Below are 15,672 nucleotides of genomic sequence, written 5' to 3'. Positions count from 1 at the left end.
GGAACGCTCAGCCCAGATCCCGCTTCGCGGCGATCTTCGCCGACAGACTGTAGATGTCGATGAACCCCTTGGCGGCGGCCTGGTCGAACGTGTCCCCCGTGTCGTACGTCGCCAGGTTGAAGTCGTACAGCGACGACTCGGAGCGCCGGCCGGTGACGACGGCGCGGCCGCCGTGCAGGGTCATCCGGATGTCGCCGTTGACGTGCTGGTTGGCCTCGGCGATGAAGCCGTCCAGGGCGCGCTTGAGCGGGGAGAACCACTGGCCGTCGTAGACCAGTTCGCCCCAGCGCTGCTCGACCTGCCGCTTGTAACGGGCCAGCTCGCGCTCGACGGTGACGTTCTCCAGCTCCTGGTGGGCGGTGATCAGGGCGATGGCGCCGGGCGCCTCGTACACCTCGCGGGACTTGATGCCGACGAGACGGTCCTCGACCATGTCGATCCGGCCGATGCCCTGGGCACCGGCGCGCTCGTTGAGCTGCTGGATCGCCTGGAGGACGGTGACGGGCTTGCCGTCGATGGCGACCGGCACACCTTCCTTGAAGGTGATGACGACCTCGTCGGGCTCACGCGGCAGGGCGGGGTTCTGCGTGTACTCGTAGACGTCCTCGATCGGCGCGTTCCAGATGTCCTCGAGGAAGCCGGTCTCGACGGCGCGCCCGAAGACGTTCTGGTCGATGGAGTACGGCGACTTCTTGGTGGTCGCGATCGGCAGGCCCTTGGCCTCGCAGAAGGCGATGGCCTTGTCACGGGTCATGGCGTAGTCGCGGACCGGGGCGATGCACTTGAGGTCGGGCGCGAGGGCGACGATGCCGGCCTCGAAGCGGACCTGGTCGTTGCCCTTGCCGGTGCAGCCGTGGGCGACGGTGGTGGCGCCGTGCTTCTGCGCGGCGGCGACGAGGTGCTTGACGATCGTCGGCCGGGACAGCGCGGAGACCAGCGGGTAGCGGTCCATGTAGAGGGCGTTGGCCTTGATCGCCGGGAGGCAGTACTCGTCGGCGAACTCGTCCTTGGCGTCCGCGACCTCGGCCTCGACGGCGCCGCAGGCGAGGGCGCGCTTGCGGATGACGTCCAGGTCCTCGCCGCCCTGGCCGACGTCGACCGCAACGGCGATGACCTCGGCGCCCGTCTCCTCGGCGATCCAGCCGATGGCGACGGAGGTGTCCAGACCGCCTGAGTAGGCGAGTACGACGCGCTCGGTCACGGGTTTCTCCTCACAGTGCATTCGCTGATATGCATGAGTATGCAGGAGGCCGCATGATTCGTCAATCCGCTCACTCGGAGGGTCGCGGTGACAATTCCTTAGACAAGCGAAAGGTTTAGGTCCATCATCGTTGACCATGGGAAAGACCTATGAGCGCATAGACGGCCGCCTCCGTACGTTCATCGAGGAACAGCCGGTCTTCTTCACGGCCACCGCCCCCCTGTCCGCCAACGGCACGGTCAATCTCTCCCCCAAGGGGCTGAAGGGGTCCTTCGCGGTCCTCGACGAGCGCACCGTGGCCTACCTGGACTTCGCCGGCTCCAACGCCGAGACCATCGCCCATCTGCGCGAGAACGGCCGCATCACCCTGATGTGGTGCGCCTTCCAGGGACCCCCCAATATCGTGCGCATCCACGGCCGCGGCGAGCCCGTCTTCCGTGACGACCCCCGTTTCGCCGGGCTGGTCGCCCGCTTTCCCGGCATCGACCCCACCTCGCACGGCCTGCGCGCCGTCGTCGTCGTGACGGCCGAACTGATCCGCGACACCTGCGGGTACGCCGTGCCCTTCATGGCGTACGAGAAGGAACGCGACCTGCACGAGAAGCGGTTCGCGCGGGAGGACGACGCCTCGCTCGACGCGTACTTCACCAAGAAGGAGCACGTCGCGAGCAGCCTGGACGGACTGCCCGGATTGCCGTTGCCGCTGCCCCCGTCAACGACCCGGCACTGAACCCTGAATTCCTCTGAACGCGCAGGCGGTGCGGCACGTATCTGTGGGCCAAGGGTCAAGTCCACGGAGGAACCGTGACCACCACGCTCGCCGGCGGCCGTGCCGCCCGCCGCCAGACGATGCGCCGCATCCGTCCGCGCCGCTCCCCCGCCGTCCCCCTGCTGCTCGCCGTGGGCGCGGGCGCGGTGGCCGTGCTGTGGTTGTGGTGGACCAACACACCGTCCATCGCGGACACCACCGGGAAGATCATCGCCGCGGGCCGGATCACCGGCCTGCTCGCCGGCTATCTGATGGCCCTGGTGGTGCTGCAGATGGCGCGGGTGCCCGCCCTGGAGCGGCGGGTGGGTTCGGACCGGGTCGCCCGCTGGCACGCGATGAGCGGCCGCTACACCGTCAGCCTGGTCATCGCCCATGTCTTCCTCATCATGTGGGGCTACGCCCGCCAGGCGGGCAAGAGCCTCGGCGACATCGTCGGGCAGACCATCACCTCCATCAACACGCTGCCGGACATGGGCAAGGCCGCCATCGGCACCGGTCTGCTGTTCCTGATCGCCTTCCTCTCCGTCGGTCCGGTCCGGCGCCGGCTGCCGTACGACGGCTGGTACCACGTGCACCTGCTGACCTACGCGGCGGTGTTCCTGACGTTCTGGCACCAGATCACCACCGGCAACGAGTTCGCCGTCGAGCCGACCGCCAAGACCTTCTGGTACGGGCTCTACGGCGCCGTGACCGCGCTGGTCCTGTGGTACCGGATCATCACGCCCGTGCGGCTCAACCTGCGGCACCGGATGCGCGTCCAGGCGGTCATCGAGGAGACGCCGGGCATCGTGTCGGTGCTGATCAGCGGGCGCAGGCTGCACCGGATGGGGGCGGAGGCCGGACAGTTCTTCCGGTGGCGGTTCCTGGCGCCCGGGATGCGGTTCAGCTCCCACCCGTACTCGCTGTCGGCGGCGCCCCGCCCCGACACGCTGCGCATCACCGTGAAGGCGATCGGCGACCACACCTCCCGGCTGCGCGAACTGGAGCCCGGCACCCGGGTGTGGGCGGAGGGCCCCTACGGAGCGCTGACCGCGCAGCGCCGCAGCCGCGGAAAGGTGCTGCTGGTCGCGGGCGGGGTGGGCATCACCCCGATGCGTGCGCTGTTCGAGACGCTGCCCGGCGCCGCCGGTGACATCACCCTGCTCTACCGGGCCAACAGCACCCAGGACCTGGCCCTGTGGAGCGAGCTGGCGAAGATCGCCGATGAGCGGGGCGCGCGGCTGATGTACGCGGTGAACAGCCCCGACGGGGAACGCCCCGACATCTCGGCGGAGAGTCTGCAACGGAAGATTCCGGACGTCGACCGCCACGACGTCTTCATGTGCGGGCCGCCCGGGTTCGCCCAGTCCGTGTACGACGCACTGCGCGGCGCCGGCGTCCCCGCCCGCCGTATCCACCACGAGTCGTTCGAGATGTGAGCGACGGGTCATCCACCCGGGTCATCCACACCCATCAGGAGCTTGAGAAGCGATGAGGAAGAGTCACCCCGTCCGGCGCGCCGTGCTCGCGACCGCCGCCACCGTGTCCGGGATCGTGCTGCTGCTGTCGCTGAAGCCGGCGTCCGATCCGGGCTCGGCCGAGGCGGCGGGCGGCGCGGTCCCGCCCGCGGCGGCCCAGCCGCAGGGTGGTTCCCAGCCCGTCGGCGACGGCACGGTCACCGGGGACGCGGCGAGCACCCAGTACGGCGCGGTGCAGGTCCGGCTGACGGTGAGCGGCGGGAAGATCACCAAGGCCGAGGCGGTCCAGGCCCCCAAGGGCGGACAGAGCGACCAGATCACCTCCAACTCCGTGCCCAGGCTCAACCAGGCGGCCGTGGCGGCGCAGAGCGCGGAGATCGACACGGTGTCCGGGGCCACGTACACCAGCACGGGGTACAAGAAGTCGCTCCAGTCGGCGCTGGACAAGGCGCGGGCGGCCGGGGCGCAGGGGTCGTCGTCGGGTTCGGGTGGCGGCGGAGGCGGGGGCGCCGGTGAGGCGCGCACCGTCACCGGGGACGCGGCGCAGACGCAGTACGGGCCGGTGCAAGTCCGGATCACGGTCAGCGGCGGGAAGATCACCAAGGCCGAGGCGGTCCAGGCCCCCAAGGGCGGACAGAGCGACCAGATCACCTCGAACTCCGTGCCCAGGCTCAACCAGGCGGCGGTGACGGCCGGCAGCGCGGAGATCGACACGGTGTCGGGGGCCACGTACACGAGCACCGGGTACAAGCAGTCGCTCCAGTCGGCACTGGACAAGGCCGGTGGCTGACACGGTGGCGGAGCCGGCGGAGGCTCCCGCCGGGGTGCGTCATGTGGAGGAGACGATGGGGACCGTCTTCTCCCTCGACGTCCGCGGCGGGGAACCGGTTGCGGTCCGCGCGGCTCTGGAGGAGGCGGTCGCGGGGCTGCACCGGGTCGACGAGGTGTTCAGCACGTACCGGGACGACAGCCAGGTCTCCCGGCTGGCGCGGGGTGAGCTGGACGTCGGGGAGTGCGACCCCGAGGTCGCCGAGGTGCTGGAGCTGGCGGCGGAGGCGGAGCGGGTGAGCGACGGCTGGTTCAGCGCGCGCTACCGGGGGCGGCTGGATCCGACCGGGATCGTCAAGGGCTGGGCCACGGAGCGGGCCGCGCGGCGGCTCGCTGCCGCGGGGGCGGCGGGGGTGAGTGTCAACGGCGGCGGTGACGTGCAGTTGCTGGGGGCGCCGGGAGCGGGGCGGCCGTGGCGGGTGGGGGTGTCGGATCCGCTGCGGCCGGGCGGGCTGGCGGCGGTCGTCTCGGCGGCCGGGGCGGGCGAACTGGCGGTGGCGACGTCCGGGACCGCCGAGCGGGGGGATCACATCGTCGATCCTCGTACGGGGCGGTCGGCGGTGACGGATCTGGTGGCGGTGACGGTGGTCGCGCCGCGGCTGACGTGGGCGGACTGCTGGGCGACGGCGGCGTTCGCGATGGGGTCGCGGGAGGGGTTGCGGTGGCTGGAGTCGTTGCCGGGCGTCGAGGGGCTGCTGATCACCGCGGGTGACGAGGTGCGGTGTACGGGGGGCTTGGCGGGTTGGCTGGGCTGAGCGGTGCCGGCGGCTGAGGTACGGGCGTGTCACTCACGGCGTTCGCCGAGTGCCGCTGCGCCCACCCGTGCCGCCCCAGCGGCACGACTGCCCGCAGCTAAGCGCCCAAGGGGCGCGGGGAACTGCGCGATCAGCCACCACGCGCCCCAGCCGCGCCACGACTGCCCGCATCTACGGCGTCCTGGGGGCGGGTTGGCTGGGCTGAGCGGTGCCGGCGGCTGAGGTACGGGCGTGTCACTCACGGCGTTCGCCGGGTGCCGCTGCGCCCACCCGTGCCGCCCCAGCGGCACGACTGCCCGCAGCTAGGTGGGAGCGCCGCGACCAGCCGCCGACGGGCGGCAGGTCAACACCCCAAGGGGCGCGGGGAACTGCGCGATCAGCCACCGACGGGCCGCAGCCGCAGCACTGTCCCCCGCCCACGCGGAGTGGTTAGTGGCCGTTTTGGGAGGCCAGGCGTAGCAAGTGGTTGGCCAGTGGCTGGCCGCCTGTTGGGTCGCGGCTGATCAGCAGCACCGTGTCGTCGCCGGCGATCGTGCCGAGGATGTCGTGGAGTTCCGCCTGGTCGATGGCCGAGGCCAGGAACTGGGCCGCACCCGGCGGGGTGCGCAGCACGACCAGGTTCGCGGACGCCTCCGCGGAGATCAGCAGCTCCTGCGAGAGCCGCCGCATCCGCTCCTCCTTCGCCGACTCCCCCAGCGGCGCCCGGGGGGTGCGGAAACCCCCCTCGCTCGGCACCGCGTAGATCAGGTCGCCGTCGTTGTTGCGGATCTTCACCGCGTTCAGCTCGTCGAGATCCCGCGACAGCGTCGCCTGTGTGACGCTCAGCCCGTCGTCGGCGAGCAGCTTCGCCAACTGGCTCTGCGACCGCACCGGCTGCCGGTTGAGGATGTCCACGATCCGGCGGTGGCGTGCGGTGCGCGTCTGCGGCACAGCAGCCCCGGCGTGCTGGCCCTGGTCCTGCTCCTGGCTCATCGTCGTCTCATTCTCCGGATCGTCCTTCCCCGCCCGCCGTACCGGCCTCGTCCAGGATGCCGGGCAGCGCCTCGAGGAAGGCGTCCACCGCGTCGTCCCCGAGGGTCAGCGGCGGCATGAGCCGTACGACATCGGGGGCCGGCGCGTTCACGAGGAATCCGGCGTCCTGGGCCGCCTGTTGCGCCTGGGGTGCGAGCGGCTCGGTGAGCACGATACCCAGGAGGAGGCCCGCGCCCCGGACATGGTCGACCAAGGCGTGGCCGAACGCCTCGATTCCGTCGCGGAGTTTCTCCCCCTGCCGCTTGACGTTGTCCAGCAGCCCGTCGTTCTCGATGGTGTCGAGAACGGCGAGTCCGGCGGCGCAGGCGACCGGGTTGCCGCCGAAGGTCGTGCCGTGGTGGCCGGGTCCCAGCAGGTCCGCGGCCCGGCCGAAGGCGACCGTCGCGCCCAGCGGCAGGCCGCCGCCGAGGCCCTTGGCCAGCGTGACGACGTCGGGCAGAACTCCCTCGTGCGCCTGGTACTCGAACCAGTTCCCGGTGCGGCCGATGCCGGTCTGCACCTCGTCCAGCACGAGCAGCGCTCCCGTGGCCGCCGTGATCGCGCGGGCCGCCTTCAGGTACCCGGGCGGGGGTACTACCACCCCGTTCTCGCCCTGGACCGGCTCGATGATCACCAGCGCGGTGTCCTCGGTGACCGCGGCGGCCAGCGCCTGCGCGTCGCCGTACGGGACGTAGGTGACGTCCGCGGGCAGCGGCAGGAAGGGTTCCCGTTTGGCGGGCTGGCCGGTGAGCGCGAGGGCGCCCATGGTGCGGCCGTGGAAGCCGCCGTCGGTGGCGACCAGGTGGCTCCGCCCGGTCAGCCGGCCGATCTTGAAGGCGGCCTCGTTCGCCTCGGCTCCCGAGTTGCAGAAGTAGACCCTGCCGTCCCGGCCGAAGAGCTGCAGGAGCCGTTCGGCGAGCGCGACGGGCGGTTCGGCGACGAACAGGTTGGAGACATGACCGAGGGAGGCGATCTGACGGCTGACGGCCTCGACGACCGCCGGGTGGGCGTGGCCGAGCGCGTTGACCGCGATACCGCCCACGAAGTCGGCGTACTCCTTGCCGTCGGCGTCCCACACCCGCGCGCCCTCGCCGCGCACCAGCGGCAGTCGCGGGGTGCCGTAGTTGTTCATGAGCGCGCCCTGCCAACGCTGCGTCAGCTCTTCGTTGCTCACGACGTCCCCTGTTCGTCGGGCACGACCATGGTGCCGATGCCCTCGTCCGTGAAGATCTCCAGCAGGATGGAGTGCTGGACCCGGCCGTCGATGACGCGGGCGGTGGTCACGCCGTTGCGTACGGCGTGCAGACAGCCCTCCATCTTCGGCACCATGCCGGAGGACAGCTCCGGCAGCAGTTTCTCGAGCTGGGAGGCGGTGAGGCGGCTGATCACCTCGTCGCTGTCCGGCCAGTCCTCGTAGAGTCCCTCGACGTCCGTGAGGACCATGAGGGTTTCGGCGCCCAGTGCCGCAGCGAGTGCCGCAGCCGCCGTATCAGCATTGATGTTGTAGACATGGTGGTCGTCCTGGCTGCGGGCGATCGAGGAGACGACCGGGATACGGCCGTCGGCGAGCAGTGCCTCGATCGCGCCCGTGTCGATCTCGGTGATCTCGCCCACCCGCCCGATGTCGACCGGCTCGCCGTCGATCTCGGGCCGGTGCTTGGTGGCGGTGAGGGTGTGCGCGTCCTCGCCGGTGAGGCCGACGGCGAGCGGTCCGTGCCGGTTGAGCAGCCCGACCAGTTCCCGCTGCACCTGTCCGGCGAGCACCATGCGAACGACGTCCATGGCGTCCTCGGTGGTGACGCGGAGGCCGGCCTTGAACTCGCTGACGATGCCGTGCCGGTCGAGCGCGCGGCTGATCTGCGGGCCGCCGCCGTGCACGACGACCGGCTTGAGACCGGCGTGCCGCAGGAAGACGACGTCCTGGGCAAAGGCGGCCTTGAGGTCCTCGTCCACCATGGCGTTGCCGCCGAACTTGATGACGACGGTCTTGCCGTGGTGCCGGGTCAGCCAGGGCAGCGCCTCGATGAGGATCTGCGCCTTGGGCAGCGCGGTGTGCTTGCGGGTCGGGGACTTTCGCTCTTCTTTGGGATTGACCGTCATAGCCGACTTTCGGGAAGTTCTCGAATCAGCCGCCGGGAGGGCGGTGTTGGCCTGTGCGAGACCAGGCGGGCACGTCAGGAGGAGTAGGCGCTGTTCTCGTGGACATAGTCGGCCGTCAGGTCGTTGGTCCAGATCGTCGCCGACTCACTGCCCGCCGCCAGGTCCGCCACGATGTGCACCTCGCGGTAGCGCATGTCGACCCTGTCGCGGTCCTCGCCGACGCTGCCGTTCTTGCAGACCCAGACGCCGTTGATGGCGACGTTGAGCGCGTCGGGCTCGAAGGTGGCCTTCGTGGTGCCGATCGCGGAGAGCACCCGGCCCCAGTTGGGGTCCTCACCGTGGATGGCGCACTTGAGGAGGTTGTTGCGGGCAATGGAGCGGCCCACCTCGACGGCGTCGTCCTCGGTCGCGGCGTTGATCACCTCGACCTTGATGTCCTTGCCGGCGCCCTCGGCGTCGCGGATGAGCTGCTGACCGAGGTCGTCGCAGACGGCCCGCACGGCCTCGGCGAAGTCGTCGTGGGCGGGGCTGACACCCGAGGCGCCGGAGGCGAGCAGCAGCACGGTGTCGTTGGTGGACATGCAGCCGTCGGAGTCGACGCGGTCGAAGGTGACCCTGGTGGCCGCGCGGAGGGCCCGGTCCAGGCTCTCGCTGTCGACGTCGGCGTCGGTAGTGAGGACGACGAGCATGGTGGCGAGACCGGGGGCGAGCATGCCCGCGCCCTTCGCCATGCCGCCGACGGTCCAGCCGTCCTTGCTCACCACCGACGTCTTGTGGACGGTGTCCGTGGTCTTGATGGCGATGGCGGCCTTCTCACCGCCGTGCTCGGAGAGCCGGCCGGCGGCCGTCTCGACGCCCGGGAGCAGCTTGTCCATGGGGAGCAGGACGCCGATCAGTCCGGTCGAGCAGACGGCGACCTCGCCCGCGCCCACGCCCAGTACCTCGGCCGTCTTCTCGGCGGTGGCGTGGGTGTCCTGGAAGCCCTTCGGTCCGGTGCAGGCGTTGGCGCCACCGGAGTTGAGGACGACGGCGGTCAGCCGGCCGCTCTTGAGCACCTGCTCGGACCAGAGGACGGGGGCGGCCTTGACGCGGTTGGAGGTGAAGACGCCCGCGGCGGCGCGGCGGGGGCCGTTGTTGACCACGAGGGCCAGGTCGGGGTTGCCGTTCTCCTTGATCCCGGCGGCGATGCCCGCCGCCGTGAATCCCTTTGCTGCCGTCACACTCACTGTGTCTCCTCGTTCACTTCTCCGCCCGTGCAGCGCAGAGGTGCGGGCATCGTGCTCGTCTGCGGCCCGGCGGCTGCGCGTGCGTCGCTCACGGCGCGACTCCGGTCGTCGTCAGCCCGGTGGTCTCGTCGAGACCCAGGGCGATGTTCATGCTCTGGACGGCACCGCCCGCGGTGCCCTTGGTCAGGTTGTCGATGGCGCTGATCGCGACGATCCGGCCCGCGGCGGCGTCGTACGCGACCTGCACGGCCACGGCGTTGGAGCCGTACACGGAGGCGGTCGCGGGCCACTGTCCCTCGGGGAGGAGGTGGACGAAGGGCTCGTCGGCGAAGGCCTTCTCGTACGCGGCGCGCACCCCGTCGGCGGTGACGCCGGGGCCGGCCTTCGCGGTGCAGGTGGCGAGGATGCCCCGGGGCATCGGCGCGAGGGTCGGGGTGAAGGAGACGGAGACGCGCTCGCCGGCCGCCGCGCTGAGGTTCTGGATCATCTCGGGGGTGTGCCGGTGTCCGCCGCCCACGCCGTACGGCGACATGGAGCCCATGACCTCGGAGCCCAGCAGGTGCGGCTTGAGGGCCTTGCCGGCGCCGGAGGTCCCGGAGGCGGCGACGATCACCGCCTCGGGCTCGGCGAGGCCGGCGGCGTACGCCGGGAAGAGGGCCAGGGAGACGGCGGTGGGGTAGCAACCGGGCACCGCGACGCGCTTGGACCCCTCCAGCGCGGCGCGCGCACCCGGCAGTTCGGGCAGGCCGTAGGGCCAGGTACCGGCGTGCGGGGAGCCGTAGAAGCGGACCCAGTCGTCGGCGTTCCGCAACCGGAAGTCCGCGCCCATGTCGATCACGAGCACGTCCTCGCCGAGCTGCTCGGCGACGGCGGCGGACTGTCCGTGCGGCAGCGCGAGGAACACGACGTCGTGGCCCGCCAGCGCCTCGGGGGTGGTCGGCTCCAGCACGCGGTCGGCGAGCGGCAGCAGATGCGGCTGGAGCGCGCCGAGCCGCTGCCCGGCGTTGGAGTTGCCGGTCAGGGCGCCGATCTCGACCCCGGGGTGGGCCAGGAGCAGACGCAGCAGTTCCCCGCCCGCGTATCCACTCGCCCCGGCCACTGCGGTACGTACGGTCATGGATCCTCCTCCCACAGGGCATGACTATACGCAGCACCGCAGTTTTATGCAACGGCATCACGACAGCCGAGCCGGGCCCGGCGCCGTGGGCTCCTCAGCCGGACCCGCCCAGCATGATCTTCCAGACCCGGGTCGCGACCTGCAGGTTGAGGCGGTCCTCCACATTGGTGAGGTCATGGCCGCTGATCTCGCGGATGCGCTGGAGGCGGTAGCGAAGCGTGCTGCGGTGGATCGTGAGGGACTCGGCGGTCTCGGCGTAGTTGCCGCCGTAGTCGAAGTACCGGGACAGGGTCTCCACGAGCTCCGCACGGTGCCGGCCGTCGTAGTCGATGAGCTGTCCGAGCCACTCCCGGACGAACCCCTCCAGCTCCTGGTAGTCGTTCCCCGGCCCCAGGATGCGGTAGAGGCCCAGATCGTCGAAGAACGTCGTGCCGTACCGGCTTCGGGACTGGCGGCGTACCTCCAGGGCGCGCAATGCCTCTTGGTAGCGGCCGGGGATGACGCCGGGGGTGTCGCAGCGGGAGCTGACCCCGATCGTCCCGTCGATGGTTCCGGTCTCCCGGGCGAGCGCCTCGTACAAGGCGTGGTGGTCGGGCCTGCCCTCGGCGACCAGGACCACATGGTCGGAACGCCGGGTCACCAATGACGGCATGCCCACGCCCGAGGCCGTCCGGCCCACGGTCCGCACGAAAGCGTCGTCGGGGATCTGGCTCCCCCACCGCACGACGACCACGTACTGGGTGCGGTGCAGATCGTGTCCGAACGCCTCGGACCGGGCGTAGGCGCTCGCCTCGTCCGTGCCCGCCAGGAGATCGTCGACCAGTTCGCGGCGCAGTCGCAGCTCCGTCCCCGCGAGATGGCGCAGGTGCGACAGTTCCAGGGCGAGTGAGGTGGCGGCGTGCTCCAGAGCGAACACGGCGTAATCGTCGGCCTCGTCCCGGGGATCGACCAGGGCCAGCACTCCCAGGATCTCACCGCGGGGGCGCATCACGCAGATGAGCCGGTCCTTGATCCGCGCGGGTCCGCCTCTCCGGGCGACCCCCTGGAGCATTTCCTCATGGCGTGCGGGGTCCGGGTCCGGATAGGGGTCGGGCCGACCGGGGCCGGTCCAGGAGCGCAGCCGGCCGAAGCGGTCCTCCACCAGCACAGGAAATCCGGTGAGCTCGTGCAGGGCGCCGGTGATGGCCTTCTCGCCGCCGCCCGCGGCCGCGACCTGGGCGAGCGCCTCGTGCACGGCCCGCTGATATCCCGCCTTGACCTCGAGGGAGATCAGCCGCCGCTGGAGGGTTGCCCGTTCTTGTCGCAGTCGCTGCAGCTCCAGCGCGTCTTCCTGCCGGCGGCGGTGCGCGAGGGCAGCCGACAGGGCCGCGGCGGTGAGGCCCACCAGCAGGGCGAGCAGGACGTGCTGGGCATGGGTGGGCCGGGAGTGGGACGTCACCACGAGGTATCCGTGCAGTCCACCGGGTCCGTGGAGGGCCAGGGCGCGGCCCCGTGACCGGCCGGGAACGGCCACGGGGCCGTCCTGCCCCATCAGCTCGCGCACCGTCCGGTCGACGGCTGACGCATGGTCGGGCCCGCCCTGCGGATTGGGAACCAGCTGGACCAGCTGGCCGTGCACCTTGAGGTATCCAGCCTCGGCTCGATACGGGCCGACGTCCGACACATGGTCCATGGCCAGGCGCAGGATCTCGCCTTCGTCGCGGGTGTCGAACAGGGCGCGGGAGAGCGCCAGCAGTTCGTGTGGAGGGTCGGCAGGGCTGGGAGGGTGCGGGCGGGCCCCCGTCCACGGGGCCGTCGGGTACCGCCCGGGGCGGCCCCGTGGAAGGCCGGCTTCCTGGACGGGGCGGCCTCGGCGCATGTTCCGGGCCGAGTGACCGACCATGGGATCACTCCCTTTTCCGAGCTCTCACAGAGGTGAGCGGACTCTTCAGCTCCCACAGAGGTGAGCCGACTCCCGCGTACCCCTCTGCGACCGGCTCACCCGGGGCTTCGGAGTTTTACCTCATGCTCGCGGGGCGACCGGTTTCGCTGTTCTTTGACCTGCCGGGTGCAGGCGTACAGCTGCTCGGTTCGCGAGTCTGGAGGGTGTGCCGGGCGGCCGTGCACGCCGGCAGGAAGGACTGGGCCATGACCGAGCAGCCTCGCAGGCCGGTGGCCACGTACGAGACGTACCAGGAGGCCGAACACGCCGTCGACCACCTCGTGGACCAGGGGTTCCCTGTGGACAGGGTGGCCATCATCGGCCAGGACATCCGCCTCGTCGAGCGGGTCATCGGACGTATGGACTACGGCCGTGCCGCCCTGCACGGTGCGGCGACCGGGGCCCTTCCCGGTGCGCTGATCGGCTGGCTCTTCGGCTTGGTGGACTGGGTGGACCCGCTCGTCTCGGCCCTGCTCGTCGCCCTCTACGGCCTGATTTTCGGGGCGCTCGTGGGCGCGCTGTTCGGTCTGCTGCTGTACGCCATGCAGGGTGGCCGCCGGGACTTCGCCTCGGTCCGCTCGATGGAGCCCAGCCGGTACGACGTCGTCGTGGACGAAGACGTGGCCGATGAGGCCGAACGGCTGCTCGGCGGGCCCAAGACCAGCGGCGCCGGCGGACGTCCAGCCCATACGTGAACGATCGGATCCGCAGGGTGCGGCGCATGCCGCGCACCGGGAGGAGTTCCTCATGGCCAAGGCAGTGGGCATCGACCTGGGCACCACGAACTCGGTGATCGCCGTGTGGGAGGGCGGCGAGCCTTCCGTCGTGCCCAACAGCGAGGGCCACCGTACGACACCGTCCGTGGTCGCCTTCACCGACACCGGGGAACGCCTGGTGGGCCAGATGGCCCGGCGCCAGGCGATCCTCAATCCCAAGGGCACCATCTACTCGGCGAAGCGGTTCATCGGCCGGCACTACGACGAGATCTCGGACGAGGCCAAGGCGGTGGCGTACGACGTCGTCGAGGGCCCGGGCGGCGTCGCCCGCTTCAAGGTCCGCGACAAGCTCTACGCGCCCGAGGAGATCAGCGCCCAGGTACTGCGCAAACTCGCCGACGACGCCTCCAAGCAGCTCGGGGAGCGGGTCACGGAGGCGGTCATCACCGTGCCCGCCTACTTCAACGACGCCCAGCGCACCGCCACCAAGGACGCCGGGCGGATCGCGGGACTGGAGGTGCTGCGGATCATCAACGAGCCGACCGCGGCCGCTCTCGCGTACGGCATGGACAAGAAGCAGCACGAGACGGTGCTGGTCTTCGACCTCGGCGGCGGCACGTTCGATGTGAGCATCCTCGACGTGGGCGACGGCGTGGTGGAGGTGCGTTCCACGGCGGGCGACAGTCACCTGGGCGGTGACGACTTCGACCGGCGTCTGGTGGATTACCTCGCGGACGACTTCCAGAAGGAGAACGGCATCGATCTGCGCAAGGACCCGCAGGCCCTGCAGCGCCTGTTCGAGGCGGCGGAGAAGGCCAAGACCGAGCTGAGCTCGGTGACGCAGACGCAGGTCAGCCTGCCGTTCATCACGGCCGATGCCTCGGGGCCCAAGCATCTGACCGACTCGGTGATGCGGTCCACGTTCGAGCAGATCACCAGCGATCTGGTGGAGCGCTGCCTGGGACCGGTCCAGCAGGCCATGGGCGATGCCAAGGTCGGCGAGAGCGACATCGACGAGGTGATCCTCGTCGGGGGTTCCACCCGTATCCCCGCGGTCCAGGCGCTGGTGCGCCGGCTGACCGGCGGCAAGGAACCCAACATGAGCGTCAACCCCGACGAGGTCGTGGCCCTGGGCGCCGCGATCCAGGCCGGGGTGCTCAAGGGCGAGGTCAAGGATGTCCTGCTGCTCGATGTCACGCCCCTTTCGCTGGGTGTCGAGACACGGGGCGGCGTGATGACGAAGATCATCGAGCGGAACACCACCATCCCCGTGCGCCGCACCGAGACCTTCTCCACCGCCGAGGACAACCAGCCCGCCGTCGACATCGTCGTCCTCCAGGGCGAGCGCGAACGGGCCGCCGACAACCGGGTGCTCGGCCGCTTCCAGCTCACCGACATCCGCCCGGCGCCGCGCGGCGAACCGCAGATCGAGGTCACCTTCGACGTCGACGCCAACGGCATTCTCAACGTCACGGCCCGGGACAAGGACACCGGCAAGGAACAGGGCATCACCATCACCGAGAGCTCCAACCTCGACCGCGGCGAAGTCGAGCGCATGGTCCAGGAGGCCGAGCGCAACCGCGGCGAGGACCAGGCCCTGCGTGAGGCCGTCGACGCCCGCAACGAGCTCGACGCCGTCGCGTACCAGGTCGACAAGCGCCTCGCCGAGCTGGGCGACGCCGCACCCGCGCATGAGAAGGCACGCGCCGAGATGCTGGTGTCGGATGCCCGGGCGGCGGTCAAGGAGGAGGCAGGCGTGGAGCGGGTGCGGCCCCTGACCTCCGAGCTCCAGCAGGTGCTGTCGGCGCTGACGGCACAACCGGGCGGCGCCGCCGCGGGCGGCCCCGAGCAGGACACCACCGGGGGCGCTGCGACCGGTGAGGGCCCGAGTGGCGGTGGCGGTGAGGAGGACGTCATCGATGCCGAGTTCGACAAGGACTGAGGAACCGCCATGCCGATGCACCCCAGGCAATCCGACCCGGCCGTGCCGGACCCGGCCGACCCGGCTCCGGAGGGCGCCGTAAGCCCTCCCCACGAGGATCTTCCGCCCTCGGGCGGGCCGGCGGGGACGGGGCCTGACACGGATGCGGAACCCGGCCCCGACGCGGCCGGCGGCCCCGCCCCGGCCGAGGACGAGTACACGGCCGAGCTCAAGGAACTCGAGGACCGCTGGCGGCGCGCACTCGCCGACCTCGACAACCTCCGCAAGCGCCATGTCAAGGAACTGGAGCGGGAGCGGCTGACCGAGCGGTCCCGCACGGCCGCCGCCTTCCTGCCCGTCCTGGACAACCTCGAACTCGCCCTGAGTCATGCCGGATCCGACCCCGGCGCGATCGTGGAGGGCGTCCAGGCGGTCCGCGACCAGGCGGTGAACGTCCTCGAACTGCTCGGCTACCCGCGGCACGCGGAGACCGGCGTCGCCTTCGACCCGGCCCGGCACGAGGTGGTCGGCGTCGCCCACGACCCCGACGCAGCACCGGGGACGGTCGTCGAGGTGCTGCGTCCGGGCTATGGGGACGGTGAACGCCAGCTCAGGCCCGCCGCGGTGACGGTCGCGAAGCGGGAGTGACC

General features: G+C 70.9%; 14 protein-coding genes. 7 read left to right on the top strand and 7 right to left on the bottom strand.

Annotated features, from left to right (window positions below):
• Positions 1 to 7: 7 nt before the first annotated feature.
• A complete protein-coding gene (locus tag AB0L56_RS08575) occupies positions 8 to 1,201 on the bottom strand; it encodes an argininosuccinate synthase (protein WP_365420432.1) in 1,194 nt (397 codons plus the stop codon).
• A gap of 136 nt (positions 1,202 to 1,337) precedes the next feature.
• On the opposite strand from AB0L56_RS08575, the gene AB0L56_RS08570 reads away from it, so the two are divergent.
• The 4 genes from AB0L56_RS08570 (at position 1,338) to AB0L56_RS08555 (ending at position 5,010) form a co-directional block, all read left to right on the top strand.
• A complete protein-coding gene (locus AB0L56_RS08570) occupies positions 1,338 to 1,931 on the top strand; it encodes a pyridoxamine 5'-phosphate oxidase family protein (RefSeq protein ID WP_365420429.1) in 594 nt (197 codons plus the stop codon).
• Between the two features lie 74 nt (positions 1,932 to 2,005).
• Complete coding sequence (locus AB0L56_RS08565; protein ID WP_361037296.1) at positions 2,006 to 3,388, top strand: ferredoxin reductase family protein; 1,383 nt, start codon at positions 2,006 to 2,008, stop codon at positions 3,386 to 3,388.
• A 52-nt stretch (positions 3,389 to 3,440) separates the two neighbouring features.
• The gene (locus AB0L56_RS08560; protein ID WP_365420425.1) at positions 3,441 to 4,217 is read left to right on the top strand and encodes an FMN-binding protein; all 777 of its coding nucleotides are present in this window, start codon (positions 3,441 to 3,443) and stop codon (positions 4,215 to 4,217) included.
• Positions 4,218 to 4,272: 55 nt separating this feature from the next.
• On the top strand, positions 4,273 to 5,010 hold the full coding sequence (locus AB0L56_RS08555) for an FAD:protein FMN transferase (RefSeq protein WP_365420690.1): 738 nt from the start codon (positions 4,273 to 4,275) through the stop codon (positions 5,008 to 5,010).
• Between the two features lie 429 nt (positions 5,011 to 5,439).
• On the opposite strand, the gene AB0L56_RS08550 is transcribed toward AB0L56_RS08555, so the two are convergent.
• The 6 genes from AB0L56_RS08550 to AB0L56_RS08525 all read right to left on the bottom strand — a co-directional run bounded on the left by AB0L56_RS08550 (position 5,440) and on the right by AB0L56_RS08525 (position 12,346).
• Positions 5,440 to 5,982, bottom strand: a complete 543-nt coding sequence (locus AB0L56_RS08550; protein WP_361037300.1) for an arginine repressor — start codon at positions 5,980 to 5,982, stop codon at positions 5,440 to 5,442.
• 7 nt (positions 5,983 to 5,989) lie between these two features.
• Positions 5,990 to 7,195 (bottom strand): acetylornithine transaminase, encoded by a 1,206-nt coding sequence (locus AB0L56_RS08545; protein WP_365420421.1) that lies wholly within the window; start codon positions 7,193 to 7,195, stop codon positions 5,990 to 5,992.
• On the bottom strand, positions 7,192 to 8,121 hold the full coding sequence (argB, locus tag AB0L56_RS08540; protein ID WP_365420418.1) for an acetylglutamate kinase: 930 nt from the start codon (positions 8,119 to 8,121) through the stop codon (positions 7,192 to 7,194). The genes AB0L56_RS08545 and argB overlap by 4 nt, the downstream gene beginning before the upstream one ends.
• A 74-nt stretch (positions 8,122 to 8,195) precedes the next feature.
• Positions 8,196 to 9,347 carry a bifunctional glutamate N-acetyltransferase/amino-acid acetyltransferase ArgJ gene (argJ, locus tag AB0L56_RS08535; protein ID WP_365420415.1) on the bottom strand — a complete coding sequence of 384 codons (1,152 nt, stop codon included), beginning with the start codon at positions 9,345 to 9,347 and terminating at the stop codon, positions 8,196 to 8,198.
• A gap of 88 nt (positions 9,348 to 9,435) precedes the next feature.
• The gene (gene argC, locus AB0L56_RS08530; RefSeq protein ID WP_365420412.1) at positions 9,436 to 10,464 is read right to left on the bottom strand and encodes an N-acetyl-gamma-glutamyl-phosphate reductase; all 1,029 of its coding nucleotides are present in this window, start codon (positions 10,462 to 10,464) and stop codon (positions 9,436 to 9,438) included.
• Between the two features lie 94 nt (positions 10,465 to 10,558).
• The gene (locus AB0L56_RS08525; protein WP_365420409.1) at positions 10,559 to 12,346 is read right to left on the bottom strand and encodes a helix-turn-helix domain-containing protein; all 1,788 of its coding nucleotides are present in this window, start codon (positions 12,344 to 12,346) and stop codon (positions 10,559 to 10,561) included.
• A gap of 245 nt (positions 12,347 to 12,591) precedes the next feature.
• Here AB0L56_RS08525 and AB0L56_RS08520 point away from each other — a divergent pair, with 245 nt between their 5' ends.
• From AB0L56_RS08520 to grpE, 3 genes are read left to right on the top strand one after another with little or no spacing between them, the layout of a single operon-like run.
• Positions 12,592 to 13,080, top strand: a complete 489-nt coding sequence (locus tag AB0L56_RS08520; protein ID WP_365420406.1) for a general stress protein — start codon at positions 12,592 to 12,594, stop codon at positions 13,078 to 13,080.
• Positions 13,081 to 13,132: 52 nt separating this feature from the next.
• Entirely contained in the window at positions 13,133 to 15,043 is a 1,911-nt protein-coding gene (gene dnaK / locus AB0L56_RS08515; protein WP_365420403.1) for a molecular chaperone DnaK, read from the top strand.
• A 9-nt stretch (positions 15,044 to 15,052) separates the two neighbouring features.
• Positions 15,053 to 15,670: a nucleotide exchange factor GrpE gene (gene grpE, locus AB0L56_RS08510; RefSeq protein ID WP_365420401.1), complete on the top strand. Its 618-nt coding sequence runs from the start codon at positions 15,053 to 15,055 to the stop codon at positions 15,668 to 15,670.
• The last annotated feature ends 2 nt before the right edge of the window (positions 15,671 to 15,672 follow it).

This window comes from Streptomyces sp. NPDC052079 (assembly GCF_040680275.1).
Lineage (GTDB): Bacteria > Actinomycetota > Actinomycetes > Streptomycetales > Streptomycetaceae > Streptomyces.
The sequence above is the reverse complement of the archived record's forward strand: the minus strand, read 5'-3'. Positions and strand labels throughout refer to the sequence as shown.